This window comes from Paenibacillus pinisoli, assembly GCF_003605435.1.
Classification (GTDB): Bacteria; Bacillota; Bacilli; order Paenibacillales; family Paenibacillaceae; genus Pristimantibacillus; species Pristimantibacillus pinisoli.
The window spans coordinates 35,992-54,445 of record NZ_QXQB01000003.1 but is presented as its reverse complement, the minus strand read 5'-3'; the positions used below and the strand labels follow the sequence as shown (position 1 = coordinate 54,445).

The window sequence follows — 18,454 nt, the reverse complement described above, 5'->3', positions numbered from 1 at the left end:
CCCAATTGTTTATCTTCCGTCAATATTGGGCCGCATGCCATATATGAATACATGATAAGATATGTGAGAAAGGAGTAGGGGCAATGAGAAATGCAGCTCTTAAAATGGTGCCAATGCTGCTGCTGGCTTTTGTTCTAGCAGGTTGTTCAATGTTAAGCGATGACGGTTTGTTCGATATCGATATTTCTGTTCAAGATATAGCGGAATCCAGCGACAAGGTCCAGCTTTCATTAGCCATTAACGAGTCGGCTGTCAGCGGCGAATCATGGGTACTCTTTGAAGTTAGGAATTCCGGCAATAAAGGTACCGAGTGGCTAAAAACGACCTATACAGGGAATGGCGTTTTTTCAACAGAAACGAACCAATTAACGGGCAAATATAAGTTGATCGGACATTTTTACGCGAGTGGCGGAATCCACTTCTCGAGAGTGTATAAACCGGAAAGCGGACTCCCTCTATAAATCGAGTTATGATTGGTGAATAGTATATGAAGAGAGCAGCGGATTGTATCCGCTGCTCTTTTTTTACAAATCCATCGAAGTCAAAAAAATGCACAACCGGGTCAGAATTATGTCCTGTCATTGGCCGCTCTATACCGCATAGTAATAGGAAACGATAAGAGAGGGCGGGAACTATGGACAACAGATATGCAGTACATCCGCGCGATGCGCGTCGTTATGGAACAGAAGAGCTGAGAGAAAACTACCTGGTTGAAGGCTTGATGGTGGAGGGCAGCTTGCGCCTGTGCCACTCCCATGAGGATCGCATGATTATGGGCGGCGCCGTGCCAACGGCGGAAGGGCTGAAGCTGGATGCGGGCGATATGCTGAAAACGGAATACTTCCTGGAGCGCCGTGAGATCGGCATCATTAATGTTGGAGCGCCTGGCTATGTGATCGTGGACGGCGATAAATATACACTTGAGGCCAAGGATTGCCTATACATTGGCTTAGGCCACCAAGAGGTGACCTTCCACAGCAACGATGCGGCGCAGCCTGCGCGTTATTATCTGGTATCGACGCTTGCGCACCGGTCTTGTCCGACTCGCAAGGTAGCAATTGCGGAAGCGACACCTGCGCATCTGGGATCGATTGCGCAATCCAACGAACGCACCATCTACAAATACGTGCATGCGGACGGCGTAGAAAGCTGCCAATTGATGCTGGGCATGACGCTGCTGGAGCCGAACAATATGTGGAATACGATGCCGGCGCATATTCATGACCGCCGCAGCGAGCTGTATTTCTACTTCGACATGCCGCAGGACGGACTTGTCTTTCACTTTATGGGAGAGCCTGCAGAAACCCGCCATCTAGTCGTGCGCAATGAGCAGGGGGTTATCTCTCCGGCTTGGTCGATTCACTCCGGCGTCGGGACTAGCAGCTATACGTTCATCTGGGCGATGGCGGGGGAAAACTACACGTTCACGGACATGGACAGCGTCCCGATGGACGCCTTGAAATAAGGAGGCTGCGGCCAATGAGTGAAGTGAAGCAGCCATTTTCGTTAGCGGGAAAAAAAGCGATCGTCACAGGCGCGGCATCGGGGATCGGACAAGCAATCGCGATCGGCCTTGCGGAAGCGGGAGCAGAGCTGCTGCTGCTCGGTCATCGCAGCAATATGGAGGATACATCTGCTCGAATTGCTGAAGCTGGCGGCTCCTCGCGGGAAGTGCTCATTGACCTGAGCGATCTCGATAGCTTGGATCGCAACTACCAGGAACTGGTGGGCGATGAGCCTATCGATATTCTGGTCAATAATGCGGGCATCATCTGGCGCGAGCCTGCCGCAGAGTACACGGCAAGCAAGTGGCATGAAGTGATCAACGTTAATTTGCATGCGGTCTTCCAGCTCAGCCAGCTGGTTGGCAAGGGCATGCTGAAGCGGGAGCAAGGCAAGATCATCAACATCGCTTCCTTGCTGTCCTTCCAGGGCGGAATTCTCGTACCGGCTTATACGGCAAGCAAGCACGCGGTAGCCGGCTTGACGAAGGCGCTGGCCAATGAATGGGCAAGCCGCAATGTGCAGGTGAACGCGATTGCGCCGGGCTACATCGCTACAGCCAATACGAAAGCGATTCGCGAAGATGCGGAGCGCAACCAATCGATTCTGAGCCGCATTCCGGCAGGGCGCTGGGGCGAAGCTTCGGACCTCGCGGGAGCGGCGGTATTCCTCGCGTCAAGCGCTTCGAATTACGTGAACGGGCATGTCCTCGCTGTTGACGGAGGCTGGCTGGCCCGTTAATGCTGCAGCAGACCTTTAACTAAGAAGCCTGCTGCATTAGAATATCTGCGCAGCAAGATACGCATAAGTGAGTAGAAGAGCAAGTTTTCAGCGATGGCTGCGGGCTTGCTCTTCTTTTGCCAATACCAATTAGTGCAGGGGGATGGGTTCATGGAAAAGCAAGAGCGGAGCTGGAGCGGCAAGCCGCAATTTTTCTGGTCGCCGGGGGATCGGGCCTTCATTGTGAAGGCATGTCTGGAGCTGTGTCCGGAGGAGTCGGGCAGGGTCATTCGCCGGGCGGCGCTGGCTGAGGAAGGAACCTTCATCTATAACTCCCGCTGGGATATGGAGCCTTGCCAGGATCCGGTATCGTTCCAGGGGAGCATAGAGTGGGACTATATCCGCGAAGGGGATGCGGAGTGGACGTATATGCTGAATCGAATGAGCTATATGCGCGATCTGGGACAGGCATATTGGCTGACAGGGGAAGAGCGCTTCGCCAAGGCTTATGTTCGACTGCTCAAGGATTGGTGCGCGAACAACAGTATCAGCCGGGATGAGATGGCGGACAGCGTGCATCGGGGCTACCACGTGAATTCGCGCTGGCGCCGTATTGACGCTTCTATTCGCTTCGGCAACTGGCTGAAGGGATATGTATGCGTTGCCAACTCGGCGGCATGGCTGGCTGAGCGGGCAGAGCTGGAGAAGCTCCTGATCGAGCAAGCTGAGCTGCATGGCGAGTTCCTGCATATGGCGTATACCGCCTTTGATGTGCAGAGCAATTGGGGCTTTATTTCCGCTAACGGCTTGTATCAGATCGCTCTTATGTATCCTGAACTGGAGAAAGCTGCGGAGTGGAAGAAGGATGCGCTGGACCGGATGGAGGAGATGGCGGATGCCCAGTTCCTCGCTGACGGCTTCCATGGCGAGCAGTCCCCGCAATACCATCACGAAGTGCTGCACCATCTCCTCGAGACGGTATGGCTTGGGGAAAGGAACAGCGAGCCCCCTCGCGAGCGATTATACGCTGTGCTGCACGCTATGTTCGATGCCTCGCTTGCGATTGCGAAGCCGAACCGCCGCCAGCCGATGCTGAGCGACAGCGATGATGTCGATGTGCGGGACAAATGGTGCCAAGGAGCGCTGCTGCTGGGCCGGCAGGACCTGAGGGCGCTTGCTTATTCGTCCCTCGACTTTGACAGCCTATGGTACTTCGGCGCTCAAGGAGTCGCAGCCTATGACCGGCTGGCCTGGAAGCTGCCAGCTTATACATCTGCAGCCTTGCAGCCTGCAGGGCTGATGGTCATGCGCTCGGGCTGGGGCGGACACGATGATTATTTGCTGATGGACGGGGGCCATCTGGCCATGTCCGGCCATGGACATGATGATCTGCTCCATGTGGAGCTGCATGCCAGAGGCAGGGATTTCCTTATCGATACCGGACGGTATACGTACAAGGAGAGCGATGAGCGCCGTTACTTCAAGCCCTCGCTGCAGCATAATACGCTGTCGGTGGACGGGCTGCCCGCAACGGAATATATCGATACGTGGACCTGGGGCAAGCCCGCGCTTCCGGTCAATGCATTCTTCAAGGCGAGCGAGCGTTATGATTACGCCGAAGCGGGCCATGACGGCTACTGGAGACTTAGCGAGCCGGTCGCCGTATACCGTCAGGTTCTATATATCAAAAGAGAATATTGGATCATGGTCGATACGTTCAGATCCAATGGCAAGCATACGTACGGCGTTCACTTTCACTTTGCGGAGGATACGCCGCTGCAGGTAGACCATAAGCGGAACAGAGTCGTCACGAATCATAAGAATGGCGGAAATCTGCTTCTGCAGGCTACAGGCGCGGGAGTCCGCCTCCGCCAAGAGGATTGCTGGATTGCGCGGCACTACAATGAGAAGGCCGCCTCCGCCAAGATTGTGTTGGAGACGGAGGAAGAGGGTCCTTATACAACGGTCGTGACCGTACTCCGTCCATTCAACCGCCTGAAAGAAGCCGAGCTGGAGATTGTACCTATAGACATTCGCGGCAAAAGCGAGCAGGCGCTGAGCGAGGAGCAGGCCCTCGGCTTTGAGATACGCAGCGGCGGCGGGATGACCTCCGACTATGTGGTCATTTCGCGGCAAGGACCGCAAAGCTGCCGCTTTGCAGAGGTTCAATTGACAGGCGAGGTATTGTGGCTCCGCCGTCAACAGGGGCAAGAGGATCAAGCCTATATCGTAAAATAATCGCCTCATGCCGAATACCGGCCGCAGGTCAAAAAAATGCACGTTTCAGTCAGAATTCTTGCCTGTGGCCGGCCGGCCATCCGCTTAATATGAAGACACTACAACAGATGGCAGAGGTGAACCCTTATGGAATTAAGCAAGCCTGCGGGAGCGGAAGCTCCTGCGCCGAAACGCCGTTACTGGAACAACAGCCGCAAGGAAGCGTTGTTCGGCTGGCTGTTTCTAGGACCGGAAGCGATCGGCATCGTATTGCTGTATGTGTTTCCCGTATTTTTTTCGTTATATCTGAGCTTTAGCGAGTGGAATCTGATGGGCGGACTATCATCCGTGAAGCTAATCGGCTTCGACAACTTCAAGGAGATCCTGTCCGACCAGAAGGTGCATATGGCTCTTCGCAACAATCTCATTTATACGGTTATGACCGTTCCGATCAGTATGATTTTGTCTCTTATACTGGCGGTCATTATCCATAATCGCGTCTATTTCCAAAGCTACTTCAAAGTGGCGTTTTTCATCCCTTATATCTCCTCTATCATTGCAATCGGGGCAGTATGGAGCGCCCTCTACCATCCGTCAGAGGGCCCGATTAACCGGATGCTCTTCTCGTTTGGCATCGACAATCCTCCGAAGTGGCTTGCCGATCCTCACTTCGCCTTAATATCGATTGCGATTATCGCGGTATGGGCGATTGTCGGCTATATCATCATCATCTATCTCGCCGGCATGACGAATATTCCGGAAGAGATGTATGAAGCCGCAAGCATAGACGGCGCTACCAGCTTTCAGAAGTTTTACAAAATTACGCTGCCGCTGCTTGCGCCAACCACAACCTTCCTGTTCATAACGCTGCTGATCGGCTCTTTCAAAGTATTCGATATCGTGGCATTCCTCACGTCGGGAGGACCCTTCAACTCGTCAACCGTGCTGGTCTACCGCATCTATGAGGAAGGCTTCCAGAACTTCCGCATGGGCTACGCGTCCGCTCTGTCCTGGCTGCTGTTCATGATCGTCGGACTGTTGACGATGCTGACGTGGGTGCTGCAGAAGCGATTCGCACAAGACTAGGCTAGAGAGGAGCCGGAGCAATGCATACGACCAAAAACAAGATAACCAAGCTGATCACGACGGTACTTATGGGCGCCTTCTCGGTAGTCTTTCTTGTGCCGCTGATCTGGATGATCTCCGCCGCGTTCAAATATGAGAAGGATGTTATGGCCTTCCCGATCCAGTGGATCCCGCAGGCGTGGAACGCCGTCGGCAACTTCAAGGCAGTATGGATGGGCAATGTTCCCTTCCACCTGTTCTACTTCAACTCATTGAAGCTGGCTATTCTGATGACGGCCATTACGATGATCATCAGCTCCATGGCGGCTTTCGCCTTTACCAAGATGCAATTCCGGGGACGCGGCTTTGTCTTTGCGCTGCTGCTGTCGTTCATGATTATTCCAGAACAGGCGACGCTGGTACCGCGCTTCCTGTTGATGAAGTGGCTTGGGCTGTATAATACACATACCGGACTTATTGTCATGGGCATGTTCTCGATCTACTTCACCTTCCTGATGCGCCAGTTCATGGCAAGCATCCATAATGACTTTCTGGAAGCGGCCAAGATGGACGGGGCGGGTTACTTCACGATCTTCTGGAAGATCATATTGCCGCTGTGCAAGCCGATTCTGGCGACTGTCGGCATTATCAAGTTCATCTGGACCTGGAATGACTATCAGAATCCGCTGATCTTCCTGCTCGACAAGAAGCTGTATCCCATTACGCTTGGCATCCAGTTGTTCCGCGACGACTATGCGGACAACTTCGCTGTGCTGATGATGGCCTCCTTGTCTGCGATCATTCCGCTGGTCATTATCTTTATCCTGCTGCAAAAGCATGTCATCAAAGGCATCTCGCTCGGCGGCGTAAAGGGATAACGGGCGGTCCCGCGATAAAGTCAAATCTTTGCACGTATAGAATCAAATTGTACACACCCCGTTAAGAGCGGCGGCTATATAATCAGTCATGTAATCGCGGCAGCGCTAACAAATTTATGTTCAGGGGGAAATAACATGAAGAAGCACGCGACATTGCTATTAAGCGTCATCCTGCTTGCTGTAACGGTATTGGCCGGATGCTCGTCATCGACAGGCGACAGCAAAGGAAACAGCGGCACAACCGCTCCGAAGTCCAGCTCGGAGCCGGCGGCTCAAGAGAAAGTAACGATCCGGTATTTCAACTGGGACAATGATGTGCAGGCCCAGACGACTGCCGAATATATCAAGCAGTTCGAGGCAGAGAATCCGAATATTCGCGTCGAGTCGGTTTCGCTGGTGCCGGGCAACTCGCTGGAGACGATGAAGAAGCTCGACTTCCTTGTCGCTTCTGAAGAGCAGGTCGATCTGATCGCCTTCCCGAACGCATCCGAATTGTTCGCCCGCGCCCAGAATGGCGTGCTAGCTCCGCTCAACGATTTCTATGCGGCGGATGGCCTCAAGCCGGATGAAGAATATATGGTTAACCCTAAAATGAACGACAACTATTACGGCATTCAGACCAATGCAACCACGAACTTTATTGTGCTCAACAAAGATGCGCTGGATGAAGCGGGACTGGAAGTTCCGAAGGCAGGCTGGACATGGGACGACTTCCGCGACTATGCCAAAAAGCTGACGAAGGACAACAACGGCACGAAGCAATACGGAGCTTATTTCCATAGCTGGCCGCTGTACATGAACCCTGCAGCGCAAGTGAATATGCGCCATCCGTTCTTGACGGAGGAAGGCGAGACCAACTTTAGCGATCCTACGTTCAAATACTTCTTCGAGCTTCGCCGCGCGATGGAAGCGGAAGACAAATCGGCCAAGCCTTACTCGGATGTCATCGGCGCGAAGCTGGCTTACCGCACGGAGTTCTTCGACGGCAAGGCTGCGATGATGCTGACGGGAAGCTGGATGATCTCGGAGATCGGCGATACGGAGAAATACCCGCATACCTTCAAGACGGCTATAGCGCCTGTGCCGCTGCCTTCTGAGGGAGCAGATCCGTCCGTATTCATCGGCGGCAACTTTGTATCGATCGGGGCAAACTCCAAGCATAAGGAAGAGTCCTACAAATTCGCGCGTTTCATCTCAACGAATCTAAGCGAAGCGCGTATCGAGCTTCCGGGCTGGATCAAGGGCGACGCGAAGCCGATTGTCGAGCGCCTGATCGGGGAGAACAAGGAGCTGTACGATCTGGATTCCCTGATGTATACGCTGTTCACGGATGAGATCAAGCCGCTGCCGGCTTCCAATGTAGTGGTATCGTACGACAAGGAGCTGGATCAGATTCTGACAGACGGCTTCAGCAAATTCATTCTTAGCAACCAGTCGGCTGATGAAGCTCAGAAGTGGATGGTTGACGAAGCGAATAAAGTGATTCAGAAGAACAGCAAATAAGAAGGCGGCTTCTCCAGCGCCCGGGAACATCCCTTATGCGGATGTTCCCTTTTCCCTTTCATCTCTCTGTTCATGACAGAGGGCGGCCAGTATAATGGATAGGCGGGAGGAGGATGGGCATGTTTCAATTTTCATACTACAGGCGAATCCAGCTTTCGTTCCTGATCCTGGTGCTGCTGCCGCTTATAGCGGTATCGCTGCTGTCTTACCATACGACAAAAAACAATATTGTCGATAAGATTCGCGCCTCCAACCAGGGGACGCTGAATGTGATGGCGCGCGATATCGCCAAGACGGTGGATGACCTCGTATTTGCATCCGACTTTATGATTCAGGATGCGAATCTTCGGCCCCGGCTGAAGCATTTTATGACGATGAAGGGCATTGAGCAATATAATGACTATGAGCAATATATCGCGCTGAAGGACAGCTTTGGACCGATATCGATGAAGGCGCTGAACTCGGAGCTGCATATGTTCCTGGTCAATCCCGACGGATTTATTATTCCCTCAGCGGAAAGCCCGGGGGGCATGGACTATTTGGAGCATCACTGGAATCAGGTGAAGGAAGGGCTTGATACGACGATATCGGGACGTGTCCAGTGGCTCGGCATGGCGCATGGCGAGCGGCAAGGCGAGAATGAATACTATTATGCGGCAAGAGCGATGCGCGACTACCGCGCTGATGAATATATGGCCTCGATCGTCATTGGCATCTCCAAGGGATACTTCGAGAAGCTGTTCAGCCAGACCAGCTCAGGCTCCTATGCGCTGCTTGACACCAAAGGCGCGTTGATTGCCGGGGATGCGTCTCTGCTGGAGGAGGATCAGATCAGCTCCGTCCGCAGCGAGGTGACCATATCGAGAACGAACTGGCGGCTCATCTATGATCTGCCGGAACAAAATGTGCTTGGCCAAATCTCCAAAACCTATTTTGCCAGCGCTATGCTGATCGTGGCCTTCGTCGCCTGCTTCTACCTGCTGTCGCTGCTGATGGCCAGAGGCTTGCACCGTCCAATTCGCAAGTTGGAAGCGGTTGCACGTCAATTCGGCGAAGGCAACTACACCGTGCGCTATCCGGTCAGGGGCAAGGATGAGATTAATGCCCTGGGCGGTACGCTGAACGATATGCTGGATCGGATCAATCAGCTGATTGCCGATATCGAGCAGGAGCAGGAGCAGAAGCGGGTTATGGAGATGCAGGCAATCTTCTCCAAGATCCGGCCGCATTTCTTGCTGAACACGCTTAATTCAATCAAATGCAGCCTTGCCGTCCAGAACGACCGCGAGCACAGCATGAAGATTGATGCGCTTATGAGCCTGCTGCGCGCGTATATGAAGGTGAATGAGCCCTCTACAGTGAAGAAGGAATGCCAGCTGCTGCAGCATTACATCGAGATCATGGAGATGCGCAATGACAGGCACATCGCATTCGTGACCGATATTCCAGCGGAGCTGGAGGATGTGATGCTTCCGAAGCTGCTGCTGCAGCCTTTGGCGGAGAATGCGATTGTGCACGGCTTTGCGGAGCTGGAGGAAGAGGCCCGCATCGGGATTACGGTTCGCCGTGAGGAAGAGTCGGGCATAGTTGTCATTTCACTGACGGATAACGGCGGCGGCATGCCGGACGAGAAGCTTGCGAATTTGAACAAGCTGTTCGACCCGCTGGAGGCGTCCGAGCATGCATCCTATGAGCGGGTCGGCCTTATTAGCGTCTATCAGGGCCTGCAGCTGGCTTACGGTTCAAAGGCGGAGCTTAAGCTTGCCAGAGGCCGGGAGAGCGGCATAGTGGCCGAGATTCGAATACCGGAGAATGGATCGCCTGCGGAAAGGGGAGTGTGACTTAAGATGTACAAAGTAATGCTCATTGACGATGATGTGCCGATGCTCAAATATTTGCGCCAGCTGATCGATTGGAAGGAGCTTGGACTGCAGGTCTGCGGCGATACGTACTCCAGCGTCAAGGCGCTTCAGCTGTTCCGCGAGCTGAAGCCGGATATCGTCATATCCGATATCGGCCTGCCGAAGATGAACGGCCTGGAGCTGGCGGCTGAGTTCAAGCGGCAAAGCCCCGAGACGCGCATCATCTTCCTGACCTGCCATGAAGATTTCTATTATGCGAAGAAGGCATTGACGCTGAACGCCAATGATTATCTGATCAAGGACGAGCTGACGTCGGAGCAGCTGGAGGCCAGCCTGCGGGGCTGTGTCCAAAGCCTCCGCTCCGCCGTCCAGCTGCCGGACCAAATCTCCTACCGCGATGATCTGCTCCGCAATGCCGATGTGCTGAAGCTCTCTTTGTTCCGCCAGCTGGTGAAGGGCGGAGATACGGGAGCTCATATTGCGGCGGCGAAGCGGCTTGGCATCGCATGGCATTATCCATCCTATATGCTGGCGCTAGGCATGCTGGAATACGCCTCGCTGCTTCCGCGCTATGAAGCGAAGGACATCCATCTCATCCGGTATTCGGTCTACAATATTGCCAGCGAGGTAGCCAAAGGCTATGAGGGCATTACGGTATTCGACGAAGAGAGCGGGCTGGTCGCTTTGCATAATTACAAGCCTTCCCTGACGGTCAATTATGAGCAGCGGATGCAGGACTATCTAAAGGAAGTGCAGGAGCGGTGCAGCCAATACTTGCAGGTGCAAGTGCGGATGCTGTGCGGTCCGAGCAAGCTTGAGGCGGGCGATATCGGGCCGGCTTACAAGCGGCTGCTGCGGCTCAAGGAGAGAAGCTATTACGTTCCGGGCGCGCTGTTGTCCTGGTCTGGGAGCAAGGAAGAACCCTTCCTCTATCCGCTTGGCAGCTTCCTGGAGCAGCAGAAGCGGGAAATCTCCGACGCCGTACGGGAGAGTGACCGGAGCAAGCTTCTGTACAGCCTGGAGAGCGCGGCCGAGACTGCGCGCAGCCGCGGGATCGACTCTGCGGAGCTAATCCAGTTCACCGTGCAGCTGCTGCGTCTGCTGGAGCTGCAATATGCGCCGCATACGGTCAGCGAGCAATATTATGCCTGCCTGCAGGGAACGGGGACGCTGGAAGATACGATGGGCATGCTCCGCTGGAGGCTGGAGCGGCTGCTGGATATTCGCGCGGCAGAAGAGGAAGGCGTCAACAAGGAGCCCAAGCTGCAAGAAATCGACCATTACATCGCAGACCACTTGTTCGACAATATTACATCAATTGATGCGGCCAATCATCTTTGCCTCAACTCCAGCTACTTCTCCCGCTATTTCAAGCGGCTGACGGGAGAGAACTTTACCGATTACTTGCATCGCCACAAGATGGGAGTAGCGGCCCGCATGCTGGAGCAGAGAGAAGAATCGGTCGAGATGGTAGCGCTGAAGCTCGGCTATTCGGACCGCACCTATTTCTCCAAGGTTTTCAAAAAATATATGGGCACAACGCCCCGGGAGTATCGGGAAAAATAATTTTCCGGTCTTCCGGGATTTTTTTGCCCTCCTTGCCTCATAGAATGCAATAGATAGGCGGTATACGGCGCATGTTGCATGCAGGATCAAAATAGTGCACATCGGAGCAAAAATACGCCCTAGGTCGCGGAGCGCGGAAACGGTACAATGCTGAGCAAACGGGAAAGCTTGGGAGAGTGATGAGAATGCGCAAGCAGGCTATTGAGGATGCCGTCGCAAGAGTCAGACGGAATATGGATGCCTTTGGCGGGAAGTTTCCTCATGTCGGAAGCGGCGGGGGCCCCTATGAACGTATTGAAAACGAGGATTGGACGAACGGCTTTTGGCCGGGAATGCTGTGGCTGTGCTATGAATATAGCGGCGATGGGGCATTTGCCGATGCGGCTCGGAAGGTGACAGAGAGCTTCCGTCAAAGGCTGGAGCATAATACTGTGCTGGACCATCACGATATCGGCTTCCTGTATTCGTTGTCGGCGAAGGCGGAATGGTTCGTGCTGGGCCATGAGGATGCCCGTGAGCTTGCGCTGCGCGCGGCGGATAAGCTGATGGAGCGCTGGCGGGAGGCAGGCGGCGGGTACATTCAAGCCTGGGGGCCGGCCGGCGATGAGGCGCAAGGCGGCCGCATCATTATCGATTGCCTGCTCAATCTGCCGCTGCTCTTCTGGGCTGCGAATGAGACCGGCGAGGAGCGCTTCCGTCAAGCTGCCGTAAGGCAAGCGGAGTTGACAAGACGCTATCTGGTACGCGGTGACGACAGTTCTTATCATACTTTTATATTCAATCAAGAGAATGGCGAGCCGATCGGAGGCACGACGCATCAGGGCTACAGCAACGGCTCCACCTGGACGCGCGGGCAGGCGTGGGGCGTATACGGCTTTGCGCTGGCTTACCGCTATACGGGCGACCAAGCCTATTTGGATACGTCGAAGCGGATGGCGCTTTATTTTCTGCGCCGCTTGCCGGAGGATCATGTCGCTTATTGGGACTTCCATGCCCCTGTCTGTCCGGATACTTACCGGGACAGCTCGGCCTCCGCGATCGTCGCCGCCGGCCTGCAGGAGCTGTTGGAGCATCTGCCTGCGGACGATTCCGATAGGAGCGAGCTTTGGTCAGGCTTAACGGCTTCCATCGATTCGTTAATCGAGCGGTATTCGACGATGGGCGATCCTGAGGCGGAAGGACTTCTGAGACATGGCTCGTATTATGTCAGGGGCAACATTGCGCCGGATGACTTCATTATCTGGGGCGACTATTATTATCTGGAGGCTTTAATGAGACTGGAACGCGGCATTCGCGGATATTGGTATCCGCCGCAAGCGGATCGGGGAGGCCGAGCATGAGCGGACGGCATGAAAGCACAATCGTGACTGACCAGAAGGATCAGTGACTGACGTGATCAAGCAGGGCGGCTGAAGGGGCATATGGGGACAAAAAAATCACGTATGACCGGCATAGCTGGATGATCGGGGGGCGGCGCCTGTTCATCCGCTCCGCTGCCGTCCATTATTACCGGCTGACAAGAGGCGAGTGGACCGAGCTGCTGGACAAGGTGCTGCTCGCTGGCTGCAATACGGTCGAGACGTATATCCCCTGGAATTGGCATGAAGAGGCTCCCGGACTTATAAAATCCCGATAGATAAGCTGCGGGAGCATCATGAACTGCTCATCTTCGATGAGCTGGGCGCAGCGCCACGGGAGGTTCGCCTGACGGTTCTATAGCAGGCAGGGTACTTCACTAAGTTGGCGGCGCTCGCTGGAGGAAGCAAAGCTTCGATCCGGCGAGCGCCTCTTGCTGCTGTGGCAAAAAATCGCACAACAAAGTCAAAAATCTCCCCTCCCTTCCAAAATCGAGCAGGGTATAGTTTTCTCAAACCTATTTATGTTAGCGCTTACATAATGGTAAAGGGAGGAATGCAAGCATGAACGTATGGCTGCGTTATATGGCAAGTATTCTATTATCGGTAGCCTTAATCGCGGGTGCGCTTCCGCAAGCGGGCCGGTCCGTCGCGGAGGCAGCGGGGGCAGTAGTGCAGAATGGCGGATTCGAGACGGTGCAGTCGGCAAGCGGTTACTGGCAGGGCTCCCAGCCTGCCTATTGGACCCACTGGGTGCCGGCGGGATCGCCCCAGCTAGCCGTCGACACTTCGGTCTATTACGAAGGGGCGCGATCGCTCCGGATCAGCGCTGAGGCTGCGGCGCGGGGGGATGTGCTGCAGACCGTCGAGGTTGTGCCGGGAGAAACATATCTGTTAAGCGGATGGATCAAGACGGAGGCGCTGCAATCCGCATTACCGAATGGCGGCGCGTTTATTAGGACGCAATACTTGAACAGCGCCAATGTGAAAATAAGCGATGGTCCGGCATCGGCCCCGGTCAAGGGAACGACCGGATGGACGGAGCAGACGCTGCAGCTTGTTATTCCAGCGAATGTGACGCGAGTCAAAATCGAATTGTTTTATGAAAGCGCTACGGGAACAGCCTGGTTCGATGCCGTATCCATCAGCGGCGGCGGCTCCCAGCCGCCCGTCGATCCGTCACTGTTCGGCGCGTTGCGGGAGAAGCGCCTGCAGCAATTGACGGGCAACGCCTATTACAATTCTGCCGATGCGGATATGAACGCTGCTGTAGGCGCAATGGCAAGCCGGGTGAGCAATAGCGGCGGCAGCGGATTTTGGGATACGATGAACAAGCAAAGCGTTCGCAGCTTCCTTTGGAGCGATCTGTCCAGTACGACGGAATCCGCCCATGTTACCGGGGCGTACGGCCGGCTGAGGGACATGGCCCTTGCTTATGCGACATCAGGCTCGCCGCTGAACGGCAACCCGGTCTTGCTTCAGGATCTGTTATCTGCGCTTGATTGGATGTATGCGAAACGGTATAACGAGACCGTGTCTCCTTATAAGAATTGGTGGGATTGGGAGATTGGCTCGCCCCAGCATTTGAATGATATTGCGGTCTTGCTTTATGGCAGCCTGTCTTCAGAGCAGCTCGGGAATTTCAATCGGGCAATTGACCGTTTTGTACCCGATCCGGCGCGAAGGACCGTTCAGCCAAGCCTGGTCGAGACCGGCGCCAATCTGGCGGACAAGGTGTTCGTCGTTGCGCTGCGCGGAGCGACAGGACAATCCGCTACCAAGCTGGCTCAAGCCAAGAACGCGCTCAGTCCCGTGTTTCGTTATGTGACGCAAGGGGACGGCTTTTACAGGGACGGCTCATTCGTCCAGCACGGGTATATCGCCTACACGGGAAGCTATGGGACGGTGCTGATAGACCGTCTGGGCGATTTATTCGACCTGCTGCATCAATCCCCTTGGATGCCTGACGATCCGGAGGCGGGCAATGTGTACCGTTGGATTGAGGATTCCTTCGAGCCGCTGATGTACAAAGGAGCCATGATGGATATGGTGCGGGGAAGGGCTATCTCGCGGGAGCTGTCGACCGACCATACGACTGGGCGCGGCGCCATCCGCAGCATGCTCCGGCTGGCCCAGTCTGCGCCGGCCGCTGAGGGAGTCCGCATCAAGTCCGTTCTGAAAAACTGGCTTCAGCAGGATACGTCCTTCGACAATTATTATGTCGGCTTAAGCGTATACGATATTGCCAGACTTAAGCAGCTGCTGAATGATCCAGGTGTCCTGCCGGAGCAAGAGGCCAGCCGGAACAAGGTGTTCGCGGCCATGGACCGCGTCGTCCATGCCCGGCCGGGCTTCGCCGCAGGCGTGAGCATGTCTTCAAGCCGCATTGCCAGCTACGAGTACGGCAACGGCGAGAATAAGAAGCCATGGCATACCGGCAATGGCGTAATCTTTCTGTACAATAACGATTTAAAGCAATTCAGCGACGGATACTGGGCGACGGTGGATATGCTTCGGCTGCCTGGCATTACAACGGATTATGCGACGGCGCCGCTAACGGATTGGAAATATTATTTCAGCTCCAAGCCTTGGGCGGGCGGAGCAACGCTTGCAGGACTGTACGGGGCGGCGGGCATGGAGCTTGATATGGAGAACAGCTCGCTCACGGGCAAGAAGTCATGGTTCTTCTTTGATAATGAAATTGTGGCAATAGGCACCGGCATTACGGGCGGAGACGGACGTCCGGTAGAGACGATCGTAGAAAACCGGAAGGTGCAGTCCGGCGGACAGGCGCTGACGGTGAACGGAACGGTTCAGCCGGTGCAGCCGGGCTGGAATGCGCAATGGTCCGATGTAACATGGGCGCATCTGAGCGGCGACGGCAAAGGGGATATCGGCTACTATTTCCCGAGACCGGCTGTGCTGCAAGGAAAACGTGAGTCGCGTACAGGTACTTGGAGCGCGGTGAACAGCGGAGGATCTTCGGCCTCGGTCACCAGGGAATACACGAGTCTGGCATTCCCGCATGGAGCGAATCCGAATATCGGCCATTACTCCTATGTGCTGCTCCCTAATGCGGATGCCGCAGCAACGCAAAGCTATAGCGAATCGCCCGATATTACCGTGCTGAGCAACGGCACAAGCGTACAATCGGTAAGGGAGCATACGCTTGGCCTGACGGCGATCAACTATTGGGCATCCGCCGTGGTAGACGGAATCGCCGCGCGGGGGCCGGCTTCAGCCGTTGTGAAGGAGACGGACAGCGAGCTTGTCATTGCGGTGTCCGATCCGACGCAGCGCCAAGCTTCCATCTCGATGGAGCTGAGCAGGGCGGGGTGGACGCTTGATTCGAGCGACCCGGGCATAACCGTGCAGCAAGTATCGACATCCATCAAATTAACCGTCAATGTGGCGGGAGCGAAAGGGCGGACGTTTACCGTCCGGTTTACGAAGTAAAGGTTTGCTGGCCGTCCCGGGCGGAAAGTGAAGCTGAAAGCCGAGAAACTCGGCTTAGCTGGCCGCCCCGAGCGGAAAGTGAAGCTGAAAGCCGAGAAACTCGGCATAGCAGGCCGCCCCGGGCGGAAAGTGAAGCTGAAAGCCGAGAAACTCGGCTTAGCTGGCCGCCCCGAGCGGAAAGTGAAGCTGCAAGCCGAGAAACTCGGCATAGCAGGCCGCCCCGAGCGGAAAGTGAAGCTGTAGGCCGAGAAACTCTGCTTAACTGGCCGCCCCGAGCGGAATGTGGAGCTGTAGGCCGAGAAACTCGGCTTAGCTGGCAGCTCCGAGCGGAAAGTGGAGCTGTAGGCCGAGAAACTCGGCTTAGCTGGCTGCCCCGAGCGGAAAGTGAAGCTGCAAGCCGAGAAACTCGGCATAGCAGGCCGCCCCGAGCGGAAAGTGAAGCTATAGGCCGAGAAACTCGGCTTAGCTGGCAGCTCTGAGCGGAAAGTGGAGCTGTAGGCCGAGAAACTCGGCTTAGCTGGCAGCTCTGAGCGGAAAGTGGAGCTGTAGGCCGAGAAACTCGGCTTAGCTGGCAGCTCCGAGCGGAAAGTGAAGCTGAAAGCCGAGAAACTCGGTTATGCCTCTCCAATCATAAGCCAGCCGCCGCATCAATCGGCGGCATGGCTTATTCACTTGAATAGACAGCCATTATTTCAGAAAAGGCTTGACACTTCTCTCGAAATCATATATCTTAAATTTAAGATAAATGATATGAACCAAAACGAAAGCGAGGGATACGCATGAGAGAAGGCAGGACTATTTGGTACGGATGTTTATCGTTCTGCCATGTACCCGCTAGAAAAACAATCGATACCGGGGATTAGCGTGAAATACGGATATCGGAAAGCCGCAGAATAGGTGCTTTTCTCCGAAAATCATATAGAATGATCCATAGCGGCTGTTAAGCGGAATTTTATAACAAACATCTTAATTTAAAGAATTTTAAAATAGAGGAGAATGAAGAATGAATATGGATACTGGATTGCTTATTATGAGAGTGGTAATCGGTTTGATTTTTGCGGGGCATGGAGCCCAGAAGCTATTCGGCTGGTTCGGCGGGCCCGGACTGAAGGGAACAGGCGGGTGGTTCGAATCCATCGGCGTCAAGCCGGGTGCTTTATTGGCTGTAGTGATCGGACTGTTCGAAGTGATCGGCGGTATATTGCTTGCGCTCGGCCTGTGGATGCCGGTTGCTGCTGCTATGATCATCATTCCGATGATTGGAGCGATCGTTACGGTTCATGGCCAAAACGGATTGTGGATGACGAAAAACGGCATGGAGTACAATTTGATTCTTATTGCTGCCGCTGTTGGACTAGCGCTGATCGGACCGGGAGCATACGCCATCGGCAGCTGGTAATCGGAGAGAGAATTTTATGAACGGGCAGAGGACAGATGGGTACAAATAAACATTTTCCACTGGAGGGAAACATCATGCAAACCATGGTATATGGACCTGCGCTTCAAGCGATCGGCGCCTTCGACGGCGGCACTATTACGGAGCAGAAGCCAATCGCCTTCTCCGGAGAAGGCTCCGCAATCAAGCGGGTTGGACCGCTATTCTACTGGGCTTGGGCGAAGTCGGCAGTCGAAGGCCGCATTCCGCTTCATCCCCATCAGGCATTCGAGATTATGACTTATGTCATCTCCGGCCAGGCACAGCATGGCGATACGCTGGGGACACGCAGCACGGTGGGACCAGGCGGCGTGCAGCTGATGCAGACAGGATCGGGCGTCAGCCATGAGGAGAGGTTCATCGGACCGGACATGGAAGGCTTCCAAATCTGGTTTGAGCCGCATATCGACAAGGCGCTCCAGATGAAGCCGACGTACAACCAGTACGAGCACGAGCAATTCCCAGAGCAATCGGGAGACGGATACTTGAAGAAGACGATCATTGGCGGAGACTCGCCTGTCTCGATTACAGTCGACGCGCAAATGTGGGATGTTATCGTTGATGCAGGCAAGGAATACAGGCATCCGGCAACGGGCGGCCGAGCATTGACGGCACTTGCCATACGCGGAGGAGGCACGTGGCTCGAAGGGGAAGGAGAGGGCAGGACATCGACTCCGTTCAAGCCCAGAGACTTTATCGTGGCGAGAGCCGATGATGATCATGAGATTACGATCAAGGCCGGAGAAGAAGAGCCGCTCAGGCTCATTCTGATCGACGTGCCGCCAGCCGTAGATTATCCCCTTTATCCGAAACGCTAAAAGAGCGACTGCTGCTCCAGTCTGCGTATCAATAAAAGCCCGGAACATCGATTCGTGATCGATGCCTCCGGGCTTT

The 18,454-nt window shown here is 54.7% G+C and carries 15 protein-coding genes; all 15 read left to right on the top strand.

All coding sequences use genetic code 11. The features are described 5' to 3' along the window. The first annotated feature begins 83 nt into the window (after window positions 1-83). The 15 genes from D3P09_RS13730 (at window position 84) to D3P09_RS13660 (ending at window position 18,378) form a co-directional block, all read left to right on the top strand. A complete protein-coding gene (locus D3P09_RS13730) occupies window positions 84-461 on the top strand; it encodes a hypothetical protein (RefSeq protein WP_120110963.1) in 378 nt (125 codons plus the stop codon). A 173-nt stretch (window positions 462-634) separates the two neighbouring features. Beyond that, window positions 635-1,465: a 5-dehydro-4-deoxy-D-glucuronate isomerase gene (gene kduI / locus D3P09_RS13725; protein WP_120110960.1), complete on the top strand. Its 831-nt coding sequence runs from the start codon at window positions 635-637 to the stop codon at window positions 1,463-1,465. A gap of 14 nt (window positions 1,466-1,479) precedes the next feature. Next, entirely contained in the window at window positions 1,480-2,244 is a 765-nt protein-coding gene (gene kduD / locus D3P09_RS13720) for a 2-dehydro-3-deoxy-D-gluconate 5-dehydrogenase KduD (RefSeq protein ID WP_120110958.1), read from the top strand. A 150-nt stretch (window positions 2,245-2,394) separates the two neighbouring features. After that, window positions 2,395-4,461, top strand: coding sequence for an alginate lyase family protein (locus D3P09_RS13715; protein ID WP_165867437.1), 2,067 nt, complete (start codon window positions 2,395-2,397; stop codon window positions 4,459-4,461). A gap of 126 nt (window positions 4,462-4,587) precedes the next feature. Further along, the gene (locus tag D3P09_RS13710) at window positions 4,588-5,526 is read left to right on the top strand and encodes a carbohydrate ABC transporter permease (protein WP_120110951.1); all 939 of its coding nucleotides are present in this window, start codon (window positions 4,588-4,590) and stop codon (window positions 5,524-5,526) included. Window positions 5,527-5,546: 20 nt separating this feature from the next. Further along, window positions 5,547-6,383, top strand: a complete 837-nt coding sequence (locus D3P09_RS13705; protein ID WP_120110948.1) for a carbohydrate ABC transporter permease — start codon at window positions 5,547-5,549, stop codon at window positions 6,381-6,383. 135 nt (window positions 6,384-6,518) lie between these two features. Continuing rightward, on the top strand, window positions 6,519-7,886 hold the full coding sequence (locus tag D3P09_RS13700) for an ABC transporter substrate-binding protein (protein ID WP_120110946.1): 1,368 nt from the start codon (window positions 6,519-6,521) through the stop codon (window positions 7,884-7,886). Between the two features lie 119 nt (window positions 7,887-8,005). After that, the gene (locus D3P09_RS13695) at window positions 8,006-9,727 is read left to right on the top strand and encodes a sensor histidine kinase (protein ID WP_165867436.1); all 1,722 of its coding nucleotides are present in this window, start codon (window positions 8,006-8,008) and stop codon (window positions 9,725-9,727) included. A 6-nt stretch (window positions 9,728-9,733) separates the two neighbouring features. Next, a complete protein-coding gene (locus D3P09_RS13690; protein WP_120110940.1) occupies window positions 9,734-11,314 on the top strand; it encodes a response regulator transcription factor in 1,581 nt (526 codons plus the stop codon). A gap of 185 nt (window positions 11,315-11,499) precedes the next feature. Beyond that, on the top strand, window positions 11,500-12,654 hold the full coding sequence (locus D3P09_RS13685) for a glycoside hydrolase family 88 protein (protein ID WP_207892496.1): 1,155 nt from the start codon (window positions 11,500-11,502) through the stop codon (window positions 12,652-12,654). Between the two features lie 119 nt (window positions 12,655-12,773). Then, window positions 12,774-12,950 carry a beta-galactosidase gene (locus D3P09_RS13680; protein WP_120110936.1) on the top strand — a complete coding sequence of 59 codons (177 nt, stop codon included), beginning with the start codon at window positions 12,774-12,776 and terminating at the stop codon, window positions 12,948-12,950. A 283-nt stretch (window positions 12,951-13,233) separates the two neighbouring features. After that, on the top strand, window positions 13,234-16,125 hold the full coding sequence (locus D3P09_RS13675) for a polysaccharide lyase family 8 super-sandwich domain-containing protein (RefSeq protein WP_120110934.1): 2,892 nt from the start codon (window positions 13,234-13,236) through the stop codon (window positions 16,123-16,125). A 27-nt stretch (window positions 16,126-16,152) separates the two neighbouring features. Beyond that, entirely contained in the window at window positions 16,153-16,368 is a 216-nt protein-coding gene (locus D3P09_RS13670; RefSeq protein WP_120110931.1) for a hypothetical protein, read from the top strand. A 766-nt stretch (window positions 16,369-17,134) separates the two neighbouring features. Beyond that, a complete protein-coding gene (locus D3P09_RS13665) occupies window positions 17,135-17,524 on the top strand; it encodes a DoxX family protein (RefSeq protein ID WP_120112427.1) in 390 nt (129 codons plus the stop codon). Between the two features lie 74 nt (window positions 17,525-17,598). Beyond that, window positions 17,599-18,378, top strand: coding sequence for a pirin family protein (locus D3P09_RS13660; protein ID WP_120110928.1), 780 nt, complete (start codon window positions 17,599-17,601; stop codon window positions 18,376-18,378). The last annotated feature ends 76 nt before the right edge of the window (window positions 18,379-18,454 follow it).